At 71.5% G+C, this 21,558-nt stretch carries 9 protein-coding genes and 1 pseudogene; all 10 read left to right on the forward strand.

The features are described from left to right. Positions 1–89, forward strand: a pseudogene (locus D7318_RS35105) (KR domain-containing protein); the annotation flags it as partial. Between the two features lie 21 nt (positions 90–110). Then, positions 111–884, forward strand: coding sequence for an acyl carrier protein (locus tag D7318_RS31740; protein WP_120700711.1), 774 nt, complete (start codon positions 111–113; stop codon positions 882–884). A 40-nt stretch (positions 885–924) separates the two neighbouring features. After that, positions 925–14,154: a type I polyketide synthase gene (locus D7318_RS34710; RefSeq protein ID WP_120700712.1), complete on the forward strand. Its 13,230-nt coding sequence runs from the start codon at positions 925–927 to the stop codon at positions 14,152–14,154. Between the two features lie 162 nt (positions 14,155–14,316). Beyond that, positions 14,317–15,552 carry a class I SAM-dependent methyltransferase gene (locus D7318_RS31750; RefSeq protein ID WP_120700713.1) on the forward strand — a complete coding sequence of 412 codons (1,236 nt, stop codon included), beginning with the start codon at positions 14,317–14,319 and terminating at the stop codon, positions 15,550–15,552. A 21-nt stretch (positions 15,553–15,573) separates the two neighbouring features. Then, positions 15,574–16,695 (forward strand): DegT/DnrJ/EryC1/StrS family aminotransferase, encoded by a 1,122-nt coding sequence (locus D7318_RS31755; protein WP_120700714.1) that lies wholly within the window; start codon positions 15,574–15,576, stop codon positions 16,693–16,695. 19 nt (positions 16,696–16,714) lie between these two features. Next, positions 16,715–17,311 (forward strand): dTDP-4-dehydrorhamnose 3,5-epimerase family protein, encoded by a 597-nt coding sequence (locus D7318_RS31760; RefSeq protein ID WP_120700715.1) that lies wholly within the window; start codon positions 16,715–16,717, stop codon positions 17,309–17,311. Positions 17,312–17,325: 14 nt separating this feature from the next. Further along, the gene (locus D7318_RS31765) at positions 17,326–18,267 is read left to right on the forward strand and encodes an NAD-dependent epimerase/dehydratase family protein (protein WP_120700719.1); all 942 of its coding nucleotides are present in this window, start codon (positions 17,326–17,328) and stop codon (positions 18,265–18,267) included. A 965-nt stretch (positions 18,268–19,232) separates the two neighbouring features. Further along, positions 19,233–20,609, forward strand: a complete 1,377-nt coding sequence (locus tag D7318_RS31770; RefSeq protein ID WP_120700716.1) for a helix-turn-helix domain-containing protein — start codon at positions 19,233–19,235, stop codon at positions 20,607–20,609. A 45-nt stretch (positions 20,610–20,654) separates the two neighbouring features. Further along, positions 20,655–21,149 (forward strand): hypothetical protein, encoded by a 495-nt coding sequence (locus D7318_RS31775; protein WP_120700717.1) that lies wholly within the window; start codon positions 20,655–20,657, stop codon positions 21,147–21,149. A 142-nt stretch (positions 21,150–21,291) separates the two neighbouring features. Further along, positions 21,292–21,504, forward strand: a complete 213-nt coding sequence (locus D7318_RS35110) for a ComF family protein (protein ID WP_408055567.1) — start codon at positions 21,292–21,294, stop codon at positions 21,502–21,504. Positions 21,505–21,558: the final 54 nt, after the last annotated feature.

A 21,558-nucleotide genomic window follows, 5' to 3' on the forward strand; every position in this document is an offset into this window, starting at 1 on the left:
GCGGTGCGTATTCGGCGGCGAACGCGTTCCTGGATGGTCTGGCGGAGCGTCGTCGTGCGCGTGGTCTGACGGCGACGTCGATCGCCTGGGGTCCGTGGGGTGGCGGGGGTATGGCGGAGGCGGAGGGGGATGGGCTGCGGCGTCGTGGTCTGCGTTCCCTGGCTCCTGAGGTGGCCATCGCCGCGCTTCAGCGTGCGTTGGATGAGGACCTGACGTGTCTGACGGTCGCGGATGTCGACTGGTCCGTCTTCGCCCCCGCCTTCACGGCGGCGAGGCCACGCCCGTTGATCGCCGAACTACCCGAGGTGCGACAGGCCCTCAACTCCACGGCCACACAGGGCGACAGCGGCCCAGGCGACAACGGCACCGAGCTGGCGGCCACCCTCGCCGCCCTCACCCCGGCCGATCGCGAACGCCACCTCAATGGGCTCGTCTGCGCCGAGGCCGCCCGCGTCCTCGGACACCCCGACACGACCAACGTCGCGGCGAGCCGCGCGTTCCGCGACATGGGCTTCGACTCGCTCACCGCCGTCGAGCTGCGCAACGCCATGACCACCGTCACCGGGCTCACCCTGCCCGCCACGCTGGTGTTCGACCACCCCACACCGGCCGCGCTCACCCAGCACCTCCTCGCCGCACTCGACGGAGGCCACGAAACCTCCGCCGTCCCGGTGCTGACCGAGCTCGACCGGCTGGCCGACCTGCTCTCCGGCGCTGCCCTCGAGCACTCCGAGCGCGCCAGCGTCACCGTGCGGCTGCGCACACTCCTCGCCCAGTGGACAAGCGAGGAGACAGAAGAGCCCGGCGGCATCGCCGAAAAACTTGACTCGGCCACCTCCGACGAGGTGTTCGACTTCATCGACCGCGAGCTCGGCCTCTCCTGATGCGGCACGACCTCCCGATTGCGTTTGGTGGATAGCAACAATGCCCACGAATGAAGAGAAGCTGCTCGACTACCTCAAGCGCGTGTCGGCGGATCTCCACAGCACTCGCGCGCGCCTCCAGGAGGTCGAGGCGCGCGACCAGGAGCCGATCGCGATCGTCGGCATGGCGTGCCGCTACCCCGGCGGCGTCCACTCCCCGGAAGATCTCTGGGAGTTGGTCGCCGAAGGCCGCGACGCCATGACCGAATTCCCCACCGACCGCGGCTGGGACGTCGAGTCGCTCTACGACCCCGACCCCGCGAGCGCGGGCACCAGCTACACCCGCATGGGCGGATTCCTGCACGAGGCAACGGAGTTCGACCCCGCGTTCTTCGGCATCTCGCCCCGCGAGGCCCTTGCCATGGACCCGCAGCAGCGACTCCTCCTCGAAACGGCGTGGGAAGCCGCCGAACGCGCCGGGATCGACCCGGCCGGGCTGCGCGGCAGCCGCACCGGCGTCTTCGTCGGCACCAACAGCCAGGACTACGCCACCCTGTTGATGTTCGCCGAGGACGAGCTCGGCGGCCACCTCGGCACCGGCAACGCCGCCAGCGTCGTCTCAGGGCGGCTCTCCTACACCTTCGGCCTCGAAGGCCCCTCGGTGACGGTCGACACCGCGTGCTCCTCGTCCCTCGTCGCCCTGCACCTGGCCGTGCAGGCGCTCCGCCAGGGCGAGTGCACCCTCGCCCTCGCGGGCGGTGTGACCGTCATGTCAACCCCGGGCACCTTCATCGAGTTCTCCCGCCAGCGCGGCCTGGCCGCCGACGGCCGCTGCAAGGCGTTCGCGGCGGCGGCCGACGGCACGGGGTGGGGCGAGGGCGTCGGCCTCCTCCTGGTCGAACGCCTCTCCGACGCCCGCCGCAACGGCCACCCCGTCCTGGCCGTCGTCCGTGGCTCGGCTGTCAACTCCGACGGCGCGTCCAACGGCCTCACCGCCCCCAACGGCCCATCCCAGCAGCGCGTCATCCGCCAGGCCCTCGCCAACGCCGGGCTGTCCACCGCCGATGTCGACCTCGTCGAGGCCCATGGCACGGGAACGACCCTGGGCGACCCCATCGAGGCCCAGGCCCTCCTCGCCACCTACGGCCAGAACCGCCAAACACCCCTCGCCCTCGGCTCGTTGAAGACCAACATCGGCCACACCCAATCCGCATCCGGCGTCGGCGGCATCATCAAGGTCGTCATGGCGATGCGGAACGGCCTCCTCCCCAAGACGCTGCACGTCGACGAGCCCACGCCGCACGTCGACTGGTCGGCGGGCGCGGTCGAGCTGCTGACGGAGGCCCGCCCCTGGGAGGCGCGGGGGCCGCGCCGCGCGGGCGTGTCGTCGTTCGGGATGAGCGGCACCAACGCGCACCTGATCGTCGAGGAGGCGCCCACCGCCGACGAGGACATCGAGGCGCCGACCGGCGCCCGGCCCGGCACCTACCCCGTGCTGATCTCCGCCCACAGTGCCGCGGCGCTCACCGCACAGGCCGCGCGGCTCCTGGAAACGGCGAACGACTCGATCGGCGACCTCGCCTACTCCACCGCCACGGGCCGCGCCGCGCTGCAACACCGCGCCGTCGTCGTCGCGGGCGACCGCGACGCCCTCACCGCCGGTCTCAACGCGCTCGCCGAGGGCCGCTCCGCCGCGGGTGTCGTGCGCGGCACGGCCGAGGGGGAACGGCGCCTGGCGTTCCTGTTCTCGGGCCAGGGGAGTCAACGGCTCGGCATGGGCCGGGAGTTGTACGAGACCTTCCCGGTGTACGCGGAGGCGTTCGACGCGATCGGTGAGCGCTTCGAACTCCCGGTCAGGGACGCGGTGTTCGGCGAGGACGCGGACCTCCTCAACCGGACCGAGTACACGCAGGTGGCGCTGTTCGCGGTCGAGGTGGCGCTCTACCGGCTGCTCGAATCCTGGGGCGTCAGGCCGGAGTTCCTGGCGGGTCACTCGATCGGCGAGATCGCGGCCGCCCATGTCGCCGGGGTGCTGTCCCTGGAGGACGCGTGCACGTTGGTGGCGGCGCGTGGTCGTCTGATGGGTGCGCTGCCCGAGGGCGGTGCGATGGTCGCCGTCCAGGCCCCCGAGTCCGAGGTGCTGCCGCTGCTGGCCGAAGGGGTTGACGTGGCGGCGGTCAATGGCCCCGACTCGACCGTTCTTTCCGGCGACGAGGATGCCGTCCTGGCCCTGGCCGAGCGGTGGAAGCACAAGCGGCTCGCGGTGAGCCATGCGTTCCATTCGCACCTGATGGACCCGATGCTCGAGGACTTCCGGGCCATCGCCGACACCCTCACCTACCACCCGGCCCAACTCCCCATCGCGGGCCAGCCGGAGAGCGTGGACGCCGAGTACTGGGTCCGCCATGTCCGCGAGGCGGTCCGCTTCCACGACGCCGTGGAGCAGCTGCGGGCCGACGGCGTGGACGCGTTCCTTGAGATCGGTCCCGACGGTGTGCTGTCGGCGATGGCCGAGGGAACGCCGACCCTCCGCAAGGACCGCCCGGAGGTGGAGTCGCTCCTCACCGCCCTGGCCACCCTCCACACCACCGGTGTGAGCGTTGACTGGGGAGCGTTCTACAACGGCACGGGTGCCCGCCGCGTCCCGCTCCCCACCTACGCCTTCCAGCACCAGCGCCACTGGCCCACCTCGTTCACCACCCTCGCCGGAGGCCCCGCGGCCGACACCGTCGAGACCGCCTTCTGGGAGGCCATCGAGCGCGAGGACGCCGACGAGCTCGCCGCCACGCTCGACCTCGACGCGGGCGACCTCGGCACCCTCGTCCCCGCCCTCGCCACCTGGCGGCGCCGCCGTCGCGAGGAGTCCGAGCTCGACTCCTGGCGCTACCGCGTCGTCTGGAAGCCCCAGTCCGAGGCCCCCGCCGCCACCCCCCTCACGGGCCGCTGGGTCATCGTCGCGCCCCCCGGCTCCGACCGCGCCGACGACCGCGCCGCCGAGCTCGCCCGCGCGCTCGCCGAGCACGGCGTCGACACCGACATCGCCACGCCCGACGCCCTGCCCGACCTGGCCTCCGCGACCGCCGTGCTGTCCCTGCTGACCGATGCCGCCGCCACGGCCCAGCTGGTGCGCGGCCTCGAGATCCCCCTCTGGATCGTCACCACGGGAGCCGTCTCCACCGGCCGCTCCGACCCCCTCGGCGACCCCTGGCAGTCCGCGCTGTGGGGCCTCGGCCGCGTCATCGCCCTTGAGCAGCCCCGGAGTTGGGGCGGCCTCATCGACCTGCCCGAGCGGCTCGACCAGCGCGCGGCCGCCCGCCTGGCCGCCGTCCTCACCGGCACCGAGGACCAGGTCGCCATCCGCCCCACCGGCGTCTTCCTCCGCCGCCTCGTCCGCGCCCCGCGCGAGGCCGTCACCGGCGGCGCGAGCTGGACGCCCCGCGGCACCGTCCTGGTCACCGGCGGCACCGGAGCGCTCGGCCGCGAGGTCGCCACCTGGCTGATCGGCAAGGGCGCCACCCGCGTCGTGCTCGCCAGCCGGAGCGGCGCCGCCTCCGGGCTACCCGCCGGGGTCGAGCCCGCCGCCTGCGACGTCACCGACCGCGCCGCCCTCGCCGCACTCATCGACGGGCTCCCCGACCTCACGGCCGTCGTCCACGCCGCCGGGATCAGCCGCAGCACCGTCCTCGCCGACCTCACCGCCGACGAGCTCAACGACGTCATGGCCGCCAAGGCCCACGGCGCCGCCCACCTCGACGAGCTGCTGGGGGAACGGGAGTTGGACGCGTTCGTCCTCTTCTCCTCCATCGCGGGCGTGTGGGGCAGCGGCGCCGGAGCCGCCTACTCCGCGGCCAACGCGTTCCTCGACGGCCTCGCCACCCACCGCCGCGCCCGCGGCCTGGCCGCGACATCGATCGCCTGGGGCCCCTGGTCCGGCGGCGGCATGGCGCTCGCCGAGGGCGACACCCTCCGCAGGCGCGGCCTGCGCGCCCTCGACCCGCGGCTCGCCGTCGCCGCGCTCCAGCGCGCGCTGGACGAGGACCAGACGTGCCTGACCGTCGCCGACGTCGACTGGTCCGTCCTCGCCCCCGCCTTCACCGCCACCGGCCACCGGCCGCTGTTCGACGACATCCCCGAGGCGCGCGACAGCCTGGAGACCCCCGCGACCGGCGAGCACGGCACCGAGCTCGCCACGCGCCTCGCCGCCCTCCCCGCCGGGGAACGCGAACGCCACCTCATCACCCTCGTCCGCACCGAGGCCGCCGCCGTCCTCGGCCACGCCGACACCGCCGCCGTCGAACCGGGCCGCGCCTTCCGGGACGTGGGCTTCGACTCGCTCACCGCCGTCGAGCTGCGTGGCCGCCTCACCGCCCTGACCGGCCTGCGCCTGCCCGCCACCCTCGTCTTCGACCACCCCACCCCCACCGCCCTCGCCACCCACCTCCTCGCCGAACTCCTCGGCCGCACCACGGCCGTTGACGCCGCCCCGCCCCAACGCCCCACCACCGACGAGCCGATCGCCATCGTCGCGATGAGCTGCCGCTTCCCCGGCGGCGTCCACTCCCCGGAAGATCTCTGGGAGTTGGTCGCCGAAGGCCGCGACGCCATCACCGCCCTGCCCGTCAACCGAGGCTGGGACGTCGACGCCCTCTACGACCCCGACCCCGATCGGCAGGGCACCACCTACGCCCGCGAGGGCGGATTCCTGCACGACGCGGACCAGTTCGACCCCGCGTTCTTCGGCATCAGCCCCCGCGAGGCGCTGGCCATGGACCCCCAGCAGCGCGTCCTCCTCGAAACCGCCTGGGAGTTGCTCGAGCGCGCGGGCATCGACGCGACCACCCTCCGCGGCAGCGACACCGGCGTCTTCGCCGGGACCAACGGCCAGGACTACGTCCCGATGCTCCTCAACGGCGAGGAGAGCGTGGAGGGTTACATCGGCACCGGCAACGCCGCCGCCGTCTTCTCGGGCCGCCTCTCCTACACCCTCGGCCTCGAAGGCCCCGCCGTCACCGTCGACACCGCCTGCTCCTCCTCCCTGGTCGCCCTGCACCTGGCCGCCCAGGCGCTCCGCAACGGCGAGTGCTCCCTCGCCATCGCGGGCGGCGCCACCGTCATGTCGACCCCCGGCACCTTCCTCGACTTCAGCCGCCAGCGCGGCCTCGCCCCCGACGGCCGGGTCAAGTCGTTCGCGGGCGCCGCCGACGGCACAGGCTGGGGCGAGGGCGCCGGACTCCTGCTCCTCGAACGCCTCTCCGACGCCCGCCGCAACGGCCACCGGGTCCTCGCGACCGTCCGCGGCTCGGCCGTCAACCAGGACGGCGCCTCCAACGGCCTCACCGCCCCCAACGGCCCCTCCCAGCAACGCGTCATCCGCGCCGCCCTCGACAACGCCGGACTCACACCCGCCGACATCGACGCCGTCGAGGCCCATGGCACGGGAACGACCCTCGGCGACCCCATCGAGGCCCAGGCCCTCCTCGCCACCTACGGCCAGGACCGCGACCCCCAACGCCCGCTGTTTCTCGGCTCGGTGAAGTCCAACATCGGCCACACCCAGGCCGCCGCGGGCGTCGCGGGCGTCATCAAGATGGTCATGGCCATGCGCCACGGCATCATGCCGCCCAGCCTCCACATCGACGAACCCACCCCGCACGTCGACTGGTCGACCGGCGCCGTCGAGCTGCTCACCGACGCCCGCGCATGGGCGACGGAGGGCCCGCGCCGCGCCGGCGTGTCCTCGTTCGGCATCAGCGGCACCAACGCCCATGTGCTCCTCGAGACCACCACCGACGACGAGCTCTCAACTCCCGCCCCCACCCGCGCACTTCCGGCCGCCCCCATCGTCATCTCGGGCCGTGGCCCCGCCGCCCTGCGCGCCCAGGCCGCCCGGCTGCTCGACCACTGGACCGCCGACCCCGAGCTGCGCCCGGCCGACGTCGCCCTCACCACCACGACCGGCCGCGTCGCCCTCGACGACCGCGCCGTCGTCGTCGCCCCCGACCGCGCCACCGCCCTCACCGGCCTCGCGGCACTCGCCCGCGACGGCGCGCCCACGACCGGCACACCCGGCCGCCTGGCGTTCCTGTTCTCCGGCCAGGGCAGCCAACGCCCCGGCATGGGACGGGAGTTGTACGAGGCGTTCCCCGTCTACGCGGATGCGTTCGACGCCGTGTGCGCGCACCTGGACGCCCATCTCCAACGCCCCCTGCGCGACGTCGTGTTCGGCGAGGACGCCGACCTGCTCAACCGCACCGAGTACACCCAGGCCGCCCTGTTCGCGGTCGAGGTCGCCCTCCACCGCCTGGTCGCATCCTTCGGCGTCCACCCGGACTTCCTCGCCGGTCACTCGATCGGCGAGATCGCCGCCGCGCACCTCGCCGGGGTGCTGTCCCTGGAGGACGCCTGCACCCTCGTCGCGGCCCGCGGCCGCCTGATGGGCGCCCTCCCTGAGGGCGGTGCGATGATCGCGGTGCAGGCCCCCGAGTCCGAGGTGCTGCCGCTGCTGACCGAGGGCATCGACATCGCGGCGGTCAACGGCCCCGACTCGACCGTCCTCTCCGGCGACGAGGACGCCGTGCTGGCCCTGGCCCAGGGCTGGAAGCACAAGCGCCTCGCGGTCAGCCACGCGTTCCACTCCCACCGCATGGACCCGATGCTGGACGAATTCCGCACGGTGGCCGAGACGTTGACCTACCACCCGGCCCAACTCCCCATCGTGGGCCAGCCGGAGACCGCCGACGCCGACTACTGGGTCCGGCACGTCCGCGACGCCGTCCGCTTCCACGACTCCCTGGAGCAGCTGCGCGCCGACGGCGTCGGCACCTTCCTCGAGATCGGCCCCGACGGCGTCCTCTCCGCCCTGGCCGACGGCACCCCCACCCTCCGCAAGAACCGCCCCGAGCCCGAGACCCTCCTCACCGCCCTCGGCCGCCTGCACTCCGCGGGCCTGACGATCGACTGGGCACCCCTGTTCGACGGCACCGACGCCCGCCCCGTCGACCTGCCCACCTACGCCTTTCAACGCCAGCGTTACTGGCCGACGTTCACGCACGAGACCACCGGCAACCGCTACCGCGAACGCTGGCAGCCCCTGCCCGACCTCCCCCACGCACGGCTCTCCGGCACCTGGCTCGTCTCGGCCCCCGACGGCCACCCCTGCCTGCCCGCGCTCACCGGCGGCGGCGCCGACATCCGCCGCATCGACGCCGCGTCCGCGCTCACCCCGGCCGACGGCGTCCTCGTCGCCGACCCCGACCCGGCCGTCGTCGTCGCCCTCCTCCAGGCCCTCGGCGACGCGGGCATCGACGCCCCCCTGTGGTGCCTCACCCGCGGCGCCGTCACCACCGGCCACGACGACCCCGCGCCCGACCCACGCCACGCCGCCGTCTGGGGCCTCGGCCGCGTCGCGGCCCTCGAACACCCCCAGCGCTGGGGCGGGTTGATCGACCTGCCCGCCACCTGGGACGACCGCGCCCCGGCCCGCCTGCTCGCCGCTCTCGCGGGCCGCGGCGAGGACCAGGTCGCCATCCGCCCCACCGGCACCCTGGCCCGCCGCCTCACCCGCGCCACCGCCACCGACACCCACCCCCGCGTCAACCCCGACGTCAACCCGGAGACCGGCCCCTGGCACCCCACCGGCACCGTGCTCATCACCGGCGGAGCCCTCGGCGCCCTGGTCGGCGACTGGCTCATCGCCCAAGGCGCCGACCGCGTCGTCACCCTCGACGACCCCGCCCCCGACCTCGCCGAACGGCTCATCACCCGGCTCGCCGCCGAAGGCACCCCCGTGCGCGCCGTCCTCCACACCGGCGGCCTCTACGACCCCGCGCCCCTCGCCGCGCTCACCCCACAGCGCCTCGCCGAGGTCATGGCCGCCAAGGCCGCCCCCGCCGCCCACCTCGACAGGCTGCTCGGCGACACCCTCGACGCGTTCGTGGTGTTCTCCTCCATCGCCGCCACCTGGGGCACCCCCGAGCTGGGCGCCTACGCGGCCGCCAACGCCGCCGCCGAGGCCGTCGTCCACGCCCGCCGCGCCCGCGGACTGCCCGCCACCGCCGTCGCGTTCGCGCCCTGGCGCACCGACGACAGCCCCCTGGACGCCGACCGGCTGCGCGACCAGGGCATCCACTCCCTCGCCCCCGACCTCGCGCTCGCCGAACTCGGCCACGCCCTGGGCCGCGACGCCGCCGCCACCACGGTCGCCGACGTCAACTGGGCACGTTTCGCACCCCTGTTCACCGCCGTGCGGACCAGCCCCCTGCTCGCCGACCTGCCCGACGCCGCCGACGCGCTCGCCACCCCATCCCACCAGGACAACGGCGCCGCCGCCCTCGCCGAACGCTTCGCCGGGCTCGGCGACCAGGAGATCCGGGCCGCCCTGGTCGACCTCGTCCGCACCGAAGCCGCCGCCGTCCTCGGCCACGCCACCCCCGGCCCGGTCGAACCAGGCCGTGCCTTCCGCGACCTGGGCTTCGACTCTCTCACCGCCGTCGAGCTCCGCAACCGCCTCACCGCCACCACCGGCGTGACCCTGCCCGCCACCCTCGTCTTCGACTACCCCTCGGCCCTCGCCCTCGCCGACCACCTCCACGACCTCGTCGCACGACGCACCGACACCGACACCCCCGCCGCGGCCACCCCCCGCGCCCGCGACGACGAGCCCATCGTCATCGTCGGCATGGGCTGCCGCTACCCCGGCGGCGTCCGCACCCCCGAAGACCTCTGGGACCTCGTCGCCGAAGGCCGCGACGGCGTCACCGGCTTCCCCGCCGACCGCGGCTGGGACCTCGAAGCCCTCTACGACACCGACCCCGAACGCACCGGCACCAGCTACACCTCGGAAGGCGGATTCCTGCACGACGCCTCGCAGTTCGACGCCGGATTCTTCGGCATCTCCCCCCGCGAGGCCCTCGCCATGGACCCCCAGCAGCGCCTCCTCCTCGAGACCTCATGGGAAGCCGTCGAACGCGCCGGCATCGACCCCACCACCCTCCGCGGCTCCGGCACCGGCGTCTACGCGGGCGTCACCTACCAGGACTACGGCGCCCTCCTCGCCGCCGCCACCAACAGCTCCGACTTCGAGGGCTACGTCTCCACCGGCAACTCACCCAGCGTCCTCTCGGGCCGCGTCTCCTACACCCTCGGCCTCGAAGGCCCCGCCGTCACCGTCGACACCGCCTGCTCCTCCTCCCTGGTCACCCTCCACCTCGCCGTCCAGGCCCTCCGCAACGGCGAGTGCTCCCTCGCCCTCGCCGGCGGCGTCACCGTGCTGTCAACCCCCGTCGGATTCGTCGAGTTCTCCCGTCAACGCGCCCTGTCACCCGACGGCCGCTGCAAGTCGTTCTCCGCCGACGCCGACGGCGCCGGATGGGGCGAAGGCGCCGGCATGCTCCTGCTCGAACGCCTCTCCGACGCCCGCCGCAACGGCCACCGGATCCTCGCCGTCGTCCGCGGCACCGCCGTCAACCAGGACGGCGCCTCCAACGGCCTCACCGCCCCCAACGGCCCCTCCCAACAACGCGTCATCCGCGCCGCCCTCGCCGACGCCGGCCTCGCACCCGCCGACATCGACGCCGTCGAGGCCCATGGCACGGGAACGACCCTGGGCGACCCCATCGAGGCCCAAGCCGTCATCGCCACCTACGGCCAGGACCGCGACCCCCAACACCCCCTGTGGCTCGGCTCGTTGAAGTCCAACATCGCCCACACCCAGGCCGCGGCCGGCGTCGGCGGCGTCATCAAGACCGTCATGGCCCTCCACCACGCCACCCTCCCCAAGACCCTCCACCTCGACGAGCCGTCACCCCACGTCGACTGGTCCGCCGGCGCCGTCGCCCTCCTCACCGAGGCCAGGCCCTGGACCTCCGACCGCCCACGCCGCGCCGGCGTCTCCTCGTTCGGCATGAGCGGCACCAACGCCCACGCCATCATCGAACAGGCCCCCGACGACACCCCGGCCACCACCCCCGACCACACCCCGGCCCCCCGCCACCCCCTGCCCTGGCTCCTCTCCGCCAAGACCCCCGAAGCCCTCCGCTCCCAGGCCGCCAAACTCGAAGCCCACCTCGCCCGCACCACCACCCCCACCCACGACATCGCCCTCTCCCTCGCCACCACCCGCACCCACCACGAACACCGCGCCGCCATCGTCGCCACCGACCGCGACGCCTTCGCCGCAGGACTCCGCCGCGTCATGCGCGGCGACGCCCCCGTCGAAGGCCAACCCGTCGCCGGCAGGACCGCGTTCCTCTTCACCGGCCAGGGCAGCCAACGCCTCGGCATGGGCCGCGAGTTGTACGACACCTTCCCCACCTACGCCGAGGCGTTCGACACCGTCTGCGCCCGCTTCGGCGGCACCGTCCGCGACGTCGTCTTCGGCGACGACGCCTCCCTCCTCAACCGCACCGAATACGCCCAACCCGCCCTCTTCGCCGTCGAAGTCGCCCTCTACCGCCTCGTCGAATCCTTCGGCATCCGCCCCGACCACCTCGCGGGCCACTCCATCGGCGAGATCGCCGCCGCCCACGTCGCCGACGTCCTCACCCTCGAAGACGCCTGCACCCTCATCGCCGCCCGCGGCCGCCTCATGGGCGCCCTCCCCGAAGGCGGCGCCATGGCCGCCGTCCAGGCCCCCGAATCCGAGGTGCTCCCGCTGCTGACCGACAGGGTCGACATCGCGGCGGTCAACGGCCCCGACTCCGTGGTCCTCTCCGGCGACGAGCAGGCGGTCCTGGCCCTGGCCCAGCGCTGGAAGCACAAGCGGCTCACCGTCAGCCACGCGTTCCACTCCCACCGCATGGACCCCATGCTGGAAGAGTTCGGCGCCATCGCCACCACCCTCACCCACCACCGGCCCCGCATCCCCATCGCCGGCCTCCCCGACACCATCGACGGCACCTACTGGGTCACCCACGTCCGCGACACCGTCCGCTTCCACGACGCCGTCGAACAACTACGCGCCGAAGCCGTCACCACCTTCCTCGAGATCGGCCCCGACGCCGTCCTCTCCGCCCTCGTCGACGGCACCCCCACCCTCCGCGCGAACCACCCCGAACCCGAAAGCCTCATCACCGCACTCACCACCCTCCACACCCGCGGCACCTCACCCCACTGGCCCACCCTCTTCGACGGCACCGGCGCCACCACCGCCGACCTCCCCACCTACGCCTTCCAACGCGCCCGCTACTGGCCCGACCTCACCCCCACCCCCCAGACCCCCACCACCGACACCGCCCCCGACGACACCTTCTGGAACGCCGTCGAGAACCACGACACCACCACCCTCGCCACCACCCTCTCCCTCCCCGAGGACCACCTCGACGCCGTCCTGCCCGCCCTCGCCCAATGGCACCGCGGCCGCCGACGCGACACCGTCCTCGACTCCTGGCGCTACCGCACCCACTGGACCCCCGCCCCCGAAACCCCCACACCCACCCTCACAGGCCCCTGGCTCCTCGTCCACCGCGGCGACCACCCCTGGGTCGACACCGCCGCCACCCTCCTCACCCGCCACGGCGCCACCGTCACCCGCCTCCGCACCACCCACGGCACCGACCGCGACACCCTCGCCACCCGCATCAAAGGCACCACCTACCGCGGCGTCCTCTCCCTCCTCGCCCTCGACGACGACCCCGGCCTCGCCACCGCCGCCCTCGCCCAAGCCCTCGGCGACGCCACCGTCGACGCCCCCCTCTGGCTCCTCACCACCGGCGCCGTCTCCGTCGGCCCCACCGACCCCCTCACCACCCCCGACCAAGCCACCGTCTGGGGCCTCGGCCGCGTCATCGGACTCGAACACGCCGACCGCTGGGGCGGACTCATCGACGTCCCCCCCACCCCCGACGAACGCACCACCGAACGCCTCGCCGGCGCCCTCACCGGCACCGAGGACCAGCTCGCCATCCGCCCCGGCGGCCTCTTCACCCGCCGCCTCACCCGCGCCCCTCTCACCGGGCCCACCACCCCGTTCACCCCCCGCGGCACCGTCCTCGTCACCGGCGGCACCGGCGCCCTCGGCACCCACGTCGCCCGCTGGCTCGCCCGCACCGGAGCCCCCCGCCTCGTCCTCACCAGCAGGCGAGGCCCCGACGCCCCCGGCGCCCACCAACTCACCGAAGAACTCACCGCACTCGGCACCCATGTCACCATCGCCGCCTGCGACACCGCCGACCGCACCGCCATCGCCACCCTCCTCGACGACCTCGACACCGCCGGCACCCCCGTCACCGCCGTCATCCACACCGCCGGCATCCCCCAGGTCACCGCCCTCACCCACACCCACCCCACCGAATACACCGCCACCCTCGCCGCCAAGGCCGACGGCGCCCGCCACCTCCACGAACTCACCCGCCACCGCGACCTCGACGCGTTCGTCCTCTTCTCCTCCATCGCCGCCACCTGGGGCAGCGGCAACCAAGCCGCCTACGCCGCCGCCAACGCCTACCTCGACGCTCTCGCCGAACACCGCAGGGCAACCGGCCTCCCCGCCACCTCCATCGCCTGGGGCGCCTGGGCCGGAGGCGGCATGTCCACCGGCGAAGGCGCCGAAGAACACCTCGCCAAACGCGGCGTCCGCACCATGGACCCCGACCTCGCCGTCACCGCGCTCCACCAAGCCATCGAACACCGCGACACCTGCGTCACCGTCTCCGACATGGACTGGGCCCTCTTCGTCCCCGGCTTCACCCTCGCCCGCCCACGGCCCCTCCTCGACGGCCTCCCCGAGGTCCGCGCCCTCCTCCGAGCCGAACCCGAACCCGCCACCGACGCCACCGCCCTCACCCACGACCTCGCCCGCCTGAACGAGACCGACCAGGAACGCCACCTCACCGACCTCGTCCGCACCCAGGCAGCCGCCGCCCTCGGCCTCCCCGACGCCACCGCCGTCGACGCCGACCGAGCCTTCCGCGACATGGGCTTCGACTCCCTCACCGCCGTCGAACTCCGCAACCGCCTCGCCAAGGAGACCGGCCTCCGCCTCTCCGCCACCATCGTCTTCGACCAGCCCAACCCCCTCACCCTCGCCCGCCACCTCCGCACCGAACTCGCCCCCGAACCAGGCGGATCCGTCCTCGACGACCTCGACCGCCTCGACACCGCCCTCAGCACCCTCGCCCCCGACAACCTCACCCGCACCAAGATCACCGCCCGCCTCACCGCCCTCACCGCCAAGTGGAACAACACCACCGACACCCACGCCCCCACCACCGACCTCGACTCCGCCTCCGACGAGGAGATCTTCGCCTTCATCCACGACGCCCTCGGCAAAGCCCCCGGCGACCTCGACACCTGACACCCCCACCCCCTCCACCCGGCCGGATAGGGGCCCCCACCGGCCGGATAGGGGTGCTCCCCACACCCACCGATCCACAACACTGCTGGCGGGAAGTGATCCGCCCAGCCCCGAGCCACGTGCGCCGAGACCGCGGAATCACGCATGCCGGTTGGAGAACACATGACGACCATCACCGCCTGCCGCGCCTGCGGCAACGGCACCATCCTCCCCATCGTCGACCTGGGGAACATGGCTCTCACCAGCATCTTCCCCCGCGGCCGCGACGAAGCGGTTCCGATGGGCCCCCTCGATCTCGTGCGCTGCTCACCCGACGGCTGCGGCCTCGTCCAGCTTCGTCATACGGCCGACCTCACACTCATCCACGGTGACCGTTACGAATACCGCTCCGGCATCCGCCCATACATGGTCAACCACCTGCGGAACAAGGTCGAAGCCGTGAGCGCGGTCGTCGACCTCGAGCCCACCGACCTCGTCCTGGACATCGGGAGCAACGACTCCACACTTCTCCAGGCGTATCCGGAGAACGGCCCCACACTGGTGGGCGTCGATCCCACGGGGGAGAAGCTCCGCGAATTCTATCCTCCGCACATCGAGTTGATCCCTGACTTCTTCACCCGCGAGACGTTCCAGGAACATTACGGCGACCGCAAGGCGAAGATCGTCACATCGATCGCGATGTTCTACAACCTCCCCGACCCGGTCGGCTTCATGCGCGATGTCCACGCCATCCTGGCCGATGACGGTGTGTGGATGATCGAGGTCAGCAACCTCACCTCGATGCTCGACGCGACCGCCTATGACGTCATGTGCCACGAGCACCTGGAGCTGTACGCCCTCAAACAGATCGAGTGGATGGCCGAACAGGTCGGGCTCACCGTCATCCGCGCCGAGATCACCGAGGTCTACAACGGCAGCCTGTGCGTCATCCTCGCCAAGTCCCCCACCCGCTACCCCGTCGACGAGGCAGCCCTCGCTCGCCTGCGTCGGGAGGAAGCCGACCGCGGCCTTGACACCATGGCGCCCTTCGACGCCTTCGCCACCCGCGTCCGCGACCACCGCGACCAGCTCCGCGACTTCCTGGAGACGTCCCGCAGAGCAGGCAAGTTGACCCTCGGCTACGGCGCATCGATCAAGGGCAATGTGATCCTCCAGTACTGCGGCCTCACCGAGGACGACCTTCCGTGCATCGGCGAGGTGAGCCCCGAGAAAGCCGGAAGCTTCTCACCCGGCAGCGGAATTCCCGTTGTCACGGAGGAAGAAGCCAAGGCCCTCAACCCCGATCAGCTGCTGGTGCTTCCGTGGATCTACCGCGCCGGATTCCTCGAACGCGAAACGGAATTCATGGCCCGCGGCGGAAAGATGGTGTTCCCACTGCCCACCCTGGACATCGTCTGACATCCACAGGAGGAGAAGAACGTGACCACCCGCGTATGGGACTATCTCAAGGAATACGACAGCGAACGCGAGGACATCCTCGACGCCGTCACCACCGTCCTCGAATCCGGCCAGCTGGTCCTGGGCCAGAGCGTCACCGGCTTCGAGAACGAATTCGCCGCCTACCACGGCGTGCCGCACTGCACCGGTGTCGACAACGGCACGAACGCGATCAAGCTCGCCCTCGAAGCCCTCGACGTCGGACCAGGCGACGAGGTGATCACCGTCTCCAACACCGCCGCTCCCACGGTGGTCGCCATCGTCGGGGCGGGTGCCACCCCGGTCTTCGTCGATGTCCGCGAGGACGACTTCCTGATGGACACCGACCAGGTCGAGGCCGCGATCACGCCCCGGACCAAGGTGCTGCTGCCCGTCCATCTCTACGGCCAGTGCGTCGACATGGCCCCCCTCGAGCGGCTGGCCGAACGCCACGGACTGAAGATCCTCGAGGACTGCGCCCAGTCCCACGGCGCCCGCCACCACGGTCGGATCGCCGGGTCGATGGGCGATGCCGCGGCGTTCTCGTTCTACCCCACCAAGGTGCTCGGCGCCTACGGCGACGGCGGCGCGGTGATCACTTCCTCCGACGAGGTGCAGAAGGCGATGCGCCAACTGCGTTACTACGGCATGGAGAAGGTCTACTACGTGGTCCGCTCTCCCGGCCACAACTCCCGCCTGGACGAGGTCCAGGCGGAGATCCTGCGCCGGAAGCTGACTCGCCTGGACGCCTATCTCGAGGGTCGTCAGGCGGTGGCGCGTCGGTATGAGGAGCAGCTCGGCGATGTCACGGGCGAGGGAGGTCTGCTGCTGCCCTCGGTGAACGAGGGCAACACGCACGCGTTCTACGTGTATGTGGTGCGGCATCCCCGGCGTGAGGAGATCATCGAGGCGCTGAAGCAGTTCGACATCGCGTTGAACATCAGCTACCCGTGGCCGGTCCACACGATGAGCGGGTTCGCGTATCTCGGTCATGGCGAGGGTTCGCTGCCGGTGACGGAGCGGCTGGCGAAGGAGATCTTCTCCCTGCCGATGTATCCGTCGCTGCCGCAGGACACACAGGAGAAGGTGGTCAGCGCCCTGCGGGATGTGCTGGCCGGATTCTGAGAGGCGGGAGCGAGCGGTCATGGATGTCGAGAAGCTCGGGATAGCGGGCGCGTTCTCTTTCACACCGCCGGTGTACAAGGACCACCGGGGCCTGTTCACCACCCCGTTCGAGGGAGCGGCGTTCGAGGGCGCGTCGGGTAGGCCGTTGTTCACCGTCGGCCAGATCAGCCACAACGTCTCCGCGGCGGGTGTGCTGCGGGGCATTCATTTCACGGCGACGCCGCCGGGCAAGGCCAAGTACGTGTACTGCCCCCATGGCAGGGTGCGGGATTTTCTGGTCGATCTACGGCTGGGCTCCCCGACGTTCGGGCGTTGGGTGGAGAACGACCTGAGCGGGGAGAACGCCCGCGCGGTCCATATTCCTGTTGGTGTGGGTCATGCTTTTCTGGCTTGTGAGGAGGGTTCGGTGATCGTGTATGTGATGCCGGGTCGTTATGTTGCGGTGGATGAGTTGTCTGTTTCCCCGTTCGATCCCGAGATCGGTCTGCCGGTGGGGGACGTGGACGCGGGTCTGCTGTCGGAGCGTGATGTGTCGGCGCCTTCCCTGGGGGAGGCGTCCGAGCGGGGTCTGCTGGCGGATTTCCAGCTGTGCCGGGACAGGGAGGGGGTTCTGTGAACCGTCCTGTGGTCGTGTTGCTGGGCGCGTCCGGTTTCGTGGGCTCCGCGGTGTTGGGGGAGTTGGCTCGTTGTCCTTGGCGGGTGCGCGCGGTCTCCCGCCGTAGGGCCGTGGTGCCGCCGGGCGCGGTTGCCGACATCGAGGTCCACGGCGTGGACCTGACCGTGCCGGGGGCGATGGCCGAGGCGGTGGTGGACGCCGATGTGGTGATCCATTCGGTCGCCTACATCGCGGGTTCGTCGTCGTGGCGGATCGAGGACGGGGACTCGGGCGCTGAGCGTGTGAACGTGGGTCTGGTGCGTGACCTGGTCGCGGCGTTGCGGGACCGCCCGGCTGCCAAGGTGGTGTTCGTGGGGGCGTGTTCCCAGGTGGGTCCGTCCGCGAGGTCGGTGCTTGACGGGAGCGAGCCCGATGAGCCCGAGGGGGAGTACGACCGGCAGAAGCTGGCCGCGGAGCGGGTGGTGCTGGATGCCGCCGCGGCGGGGGTGATCCGTGGTACCTCGTTGCGGCTGCCGACGGTGTTCGGTCCCGGTTCCCATCCGGGGGTGCGGGACAAGGGGGTGGTGTCGTTGATGGCGGGTCGCGCGTTGTCGGGTGAGGCGATCACGATGTGGCACGACGGCTCGGTGCGGCGTGATCTGCTCCATGTCCGTGATGCCGCTCGGGCGGTGGTGGCCGCTGTCGGTCATGTGGGGCAACTCTCGGGTAGGCATTGGGTGTTGGGCACGGGTGTGGGCTCGCCGTTGGGTGATGTGTTCCGAACGGTGGCGTCGTTGGTCGCGATGCGGACGGGGGCCGCGGCGGTTCCGGTGGTGTCGGTGGAGCCTCCGGAGTACGCGGAGGTGTCGGATTTCCGGGATGTGGTGGTGGACGCGTCGGCGTTCCGCGGGGTGACGGGGTGGCGCCCGGAGGTGCCGTTGGGACGTGGTCTGGAGGAGACGGTGGCGGCGTTGTGACAGACGCGTGAACGCGGGGCCGGTGCGGTGGGGTGGGGGGCGCGGCTTGACCGGCCGTGAGCTGGAGGTTTGGTCATCTTTCGGAAGGTGGTGATCAGCAGGGGATTGTGTATTGCCTGCGGGGCCGGAGGGGAGAGTTTGCGCTGGTCAGTGGCTCATCCAAGGGGTGGCCGCCAGTCTGACATGACTGCCGAAAGAGCATGTCGTTCTCGTGCAGACCGTTATGGCGGTTACTGGTTTTGTGCTGGTCAGAAGCGTCACGCCCCAGGGGGGCGGGGCGCGGCGATGCGTTTACCCATGGAGAAGACGCGGGTCCACTCGCGAGGGATTGCAAAGAGGTCAGGGACGCCGGTGCACGCGCGTGCCGAGCCATGACACGCGATGCGACCGGGCTCTCCAAGGCTTTCTGCTGAGCCTCGCACCGCAGAGCCGGCTGGCACACGATCATGTGCTGTTGTCCTCGCGTCGCGGGATGGGCAGGGGGACGACATTGGCCTCCTGCCGGTCGGGCATCCGGGGGCACGACCTCTTCCCGCTGCTGGCCGGCGGCGAGCAGCGAGGTCTCACCCCGTACGACGGTCCTGGCGTCGCGGAGAGTGTGCCGGGGGACCGTCCCTGGCGTGGTCCGGGCACCGGACGCGTCAGCCTGAGCCGCTGACGATGTCGAGGAGTTCCCGGAATCGGCGGTCGACGTGCTCGTTCGAGCAGGCACGGCGGACGGTTTGGTCGTCCTGCAGACCTTCTGTCGTCCGGGGTTCGCATCGTGCAGTCGTGACGATGGGGGAGGGGTACCGGGGTCGGGCCGCTTGGTGAAAGACGGGCGATCTCGCGCCCACGGCGCCCAGTTGACCAGACCGGCAGATTCCGGTGCCGGATGTCCGAGGTCTGGTGCAGGATGAGGGCACTGCGCTCCCTGTCCTCGACAGGGGCCAGGACTGGTTCTGCTGCGTCAATGGGGGGCGTTCGTGTTCCAGCGCCATCTTCACCGTCACGATGACGTCGATCTGGTGATGTCCGCTCTGCGGAGCGATCCTCAGTGCCTGCCCGTCCTGATCGCGTGGGGTGCGGCACTACGCCGGGACGTGGCCTCGGCGCTGCGGGAGGTCATCGCGACCGGAGCGTGGCAGAGCGACTTTCACGTCCGCAGTGCCGCGGCCCAATGGCGTGAAGAGCCTCGCTTCCACCTCTTCCTCGAGCGCGGGCTCGAAAGGCGCCGCAACCGCGGCCCCAGGTACGAGCACCTGGATACCGCCCTGCTGACGTTCCCTGAGACCAGGGCCGCCCTGTACCGGGCGCACGCGGCCCAATGCCCGCAGCACTGCCGCACGGACAGCCGCACCTTTGCCGAGGACCGGCATGTGGACGACTACCGCCAAGCCCTGTTCGGCTGGCACGCCGCCATTCAGCACGCGCACGCGTGCGTCGTGAGAGCGGCACGCTGGTTCGCAGAACAAGACCCGGCCGCCTCGGGGCGGCCCGAGACCTTCACCGACTGGATCACCGGAACCCGTCGTCACGGCAGCGGCCCCGCCCAGGAGACTGCGCCGACTGCCGCCCAACGCTCTTGGCGGGAAATCATCCTGATGATGCACGCCTGGAGCCCGCACACCTTGGAGGCCATCGACGTGGCCTTCCGGAAGGCGGAGGGAGAAGACGTATCCCACGCCTGGGGCGGCGGCTTCGAGCCCGCCGGCCGGCCCGAAGCCCAGGCCGCCGCCGAAGCCCTCGCGAGCGTGCTGTCCCCGCAGGGACGCCAGCAGGTCCGGGACGTCATCGAAGGGATCGAGGCGGACGAGGAGTTCCGCGAGATGGACCTCGCCAATGACAGCACGATGGCCTGCACCAGTGACCTGCACCGCACCTACGGCGCCGAATCCGGCGAGCGTGAGGACTGCGCCACGGCCCGAGGCCGCGTGTACGAAGAGGCATCCCGGCCCTGGAACGAGGGCGTCGACCGTAATGTCTCTGCTGCCCGGCTCGCCCGGTTCCTGCTCGGACCCCGTACCGACCGAGTCCAGGCCGCCCTTTCCGCGGCCCGCGCAGCCGTTGCCCGGGACGTCACCGAGACCGCGCCGCAGATCTGGCACGACAACGCCGAACCCCTCCGAAAAGCCCGCGAGGTCGCAGGACTCGATCTCCACGACGCCGCCGGCTACCTGGGCATCAAGCCCGTCACACTCCAGCGCTTCGAACAGGCAACCGGCAAGGTCCCCGGACGCCCGGTCTCCCTGGGCTACCTCCAACTCCTCACTTTGACCTGTATCCAGGCGGGCCTCACCGCTCCTGCCTGTATCCACCAGGCGATTTCCCAGCCGGTGACCGCACTGCCGACCACCCTGTAGTTGCGCCGTCCACCCACCTGCTCTCAGTCCCCCTGTGAGGAAACCGTGTTCGAAGAGGTACACCACCGGCCCTGCGGACGGCCCACCAAGGCCGGCACCCCCTGCCGTGCGCAGTTCTCAGGCCCGGGCTTCGCCTGCAAACTGCACACCACCGACCACGAGAAGGCCCTCGTCGAGGCATACCGGACCGGCCTTGAGACCGGCCGGAAGCAAGAACGGGAGTGGCAACAACGCGCCGAGGCATCACAGGTCGAACACCTGGAGCGCCAGATACGAACCCTGCGGGACGAACTCGACGCCCAGAACCGCCGTTTCGAGGTCGACGGAGACCAGGCCGTCACCGTCGACGGCTACGGATACCGCTGGCGCGGCCCCGGCACGCTCGAAGTCGGCGACCGTGTGCTCCTGCCCGAGAACTACGTCAGCGCCCTGCGCCATGGCCCGGGCCCCTTCCCCGGAACCGTGACCGAACTGGGCACCACCTACACCGGGACCCTCAGCACGATCATCTCCCGAGCCGTCCCACCGCAGACCCGCTGAAACCGCAACCCCAGGCAGGCCACTGCCCCCGAATCGACCAGCGGAGGTCCTCCGTGAAACGCGAGCGCGCCACCACGCTCCTGAAGCGCCCGGCACCACTTGGGACGCGAAACGCAGCGCCGCTCTCGAGCACGCTCGGGCGATCGAGGTGCGGGCCGACGTCCGGGGCAAGAAGATCCTCCTCGTGGACGATGTCTTCACGACCGGCCTGCAGATGCACGCCGTGTCCAAGCTTCTGTTATCCCATGGTGCCCGCGAGGTCCACGGCCTGGTCCTCGCCCGTGTGGTGTGGTGCTGTAGTTGCTGTGTGGTCTTGTTTTTGTCCTTGGGTTTTGCGGGTTCTTTGGGATTGTGAGGTAGGTGTCGGGGTTCTTGTTTGGTGTGCGCGGTGTTTTGGCGATTCTGGGTG

Origin of the sequence: Streptomyces radicis (assembly GCF_003626575.1) — a bacterium.
GTDB classification, from domain to species: domain Bacteria; phylum Actinomycetota; class Actinomycetes; order Streptomycetales; family Streptomycetaceae; genus Streptomyces; species Streptomyces radicis.

Bases quoted from the DNA above. Each gene is read 5' to 3' on its own strand.
- D7318_RS31740 (WP_120700711.1), top strand. From the start codon at position 111: ATGGCGGAGGCGGAGGGGGATGGGCTGCGGCGTCGTGGTCTGCGTTCC.
- D7318_RS31760 (WP_120700715.1), top strand. From the start codon at position 16,715: ATGGATGTCGAGAAGCTCGGGATAGCGGGCGCGTTCTCTTTCACACCG.
- D7318_RS34710 (WP_120700712.1), top strand. From the start codon at position 925: ATGCCCACGAATGAAGAGAAGCTGCTCGACTACCTCAAGCGCGTGTCG.
- D7318_RS31750 (WP_120700713.1), top strand. From the start codon at position 14,317: ATGACGACCATCACCGCCTGCCGCGCCTGCGGCAACGGCACCATCCTC.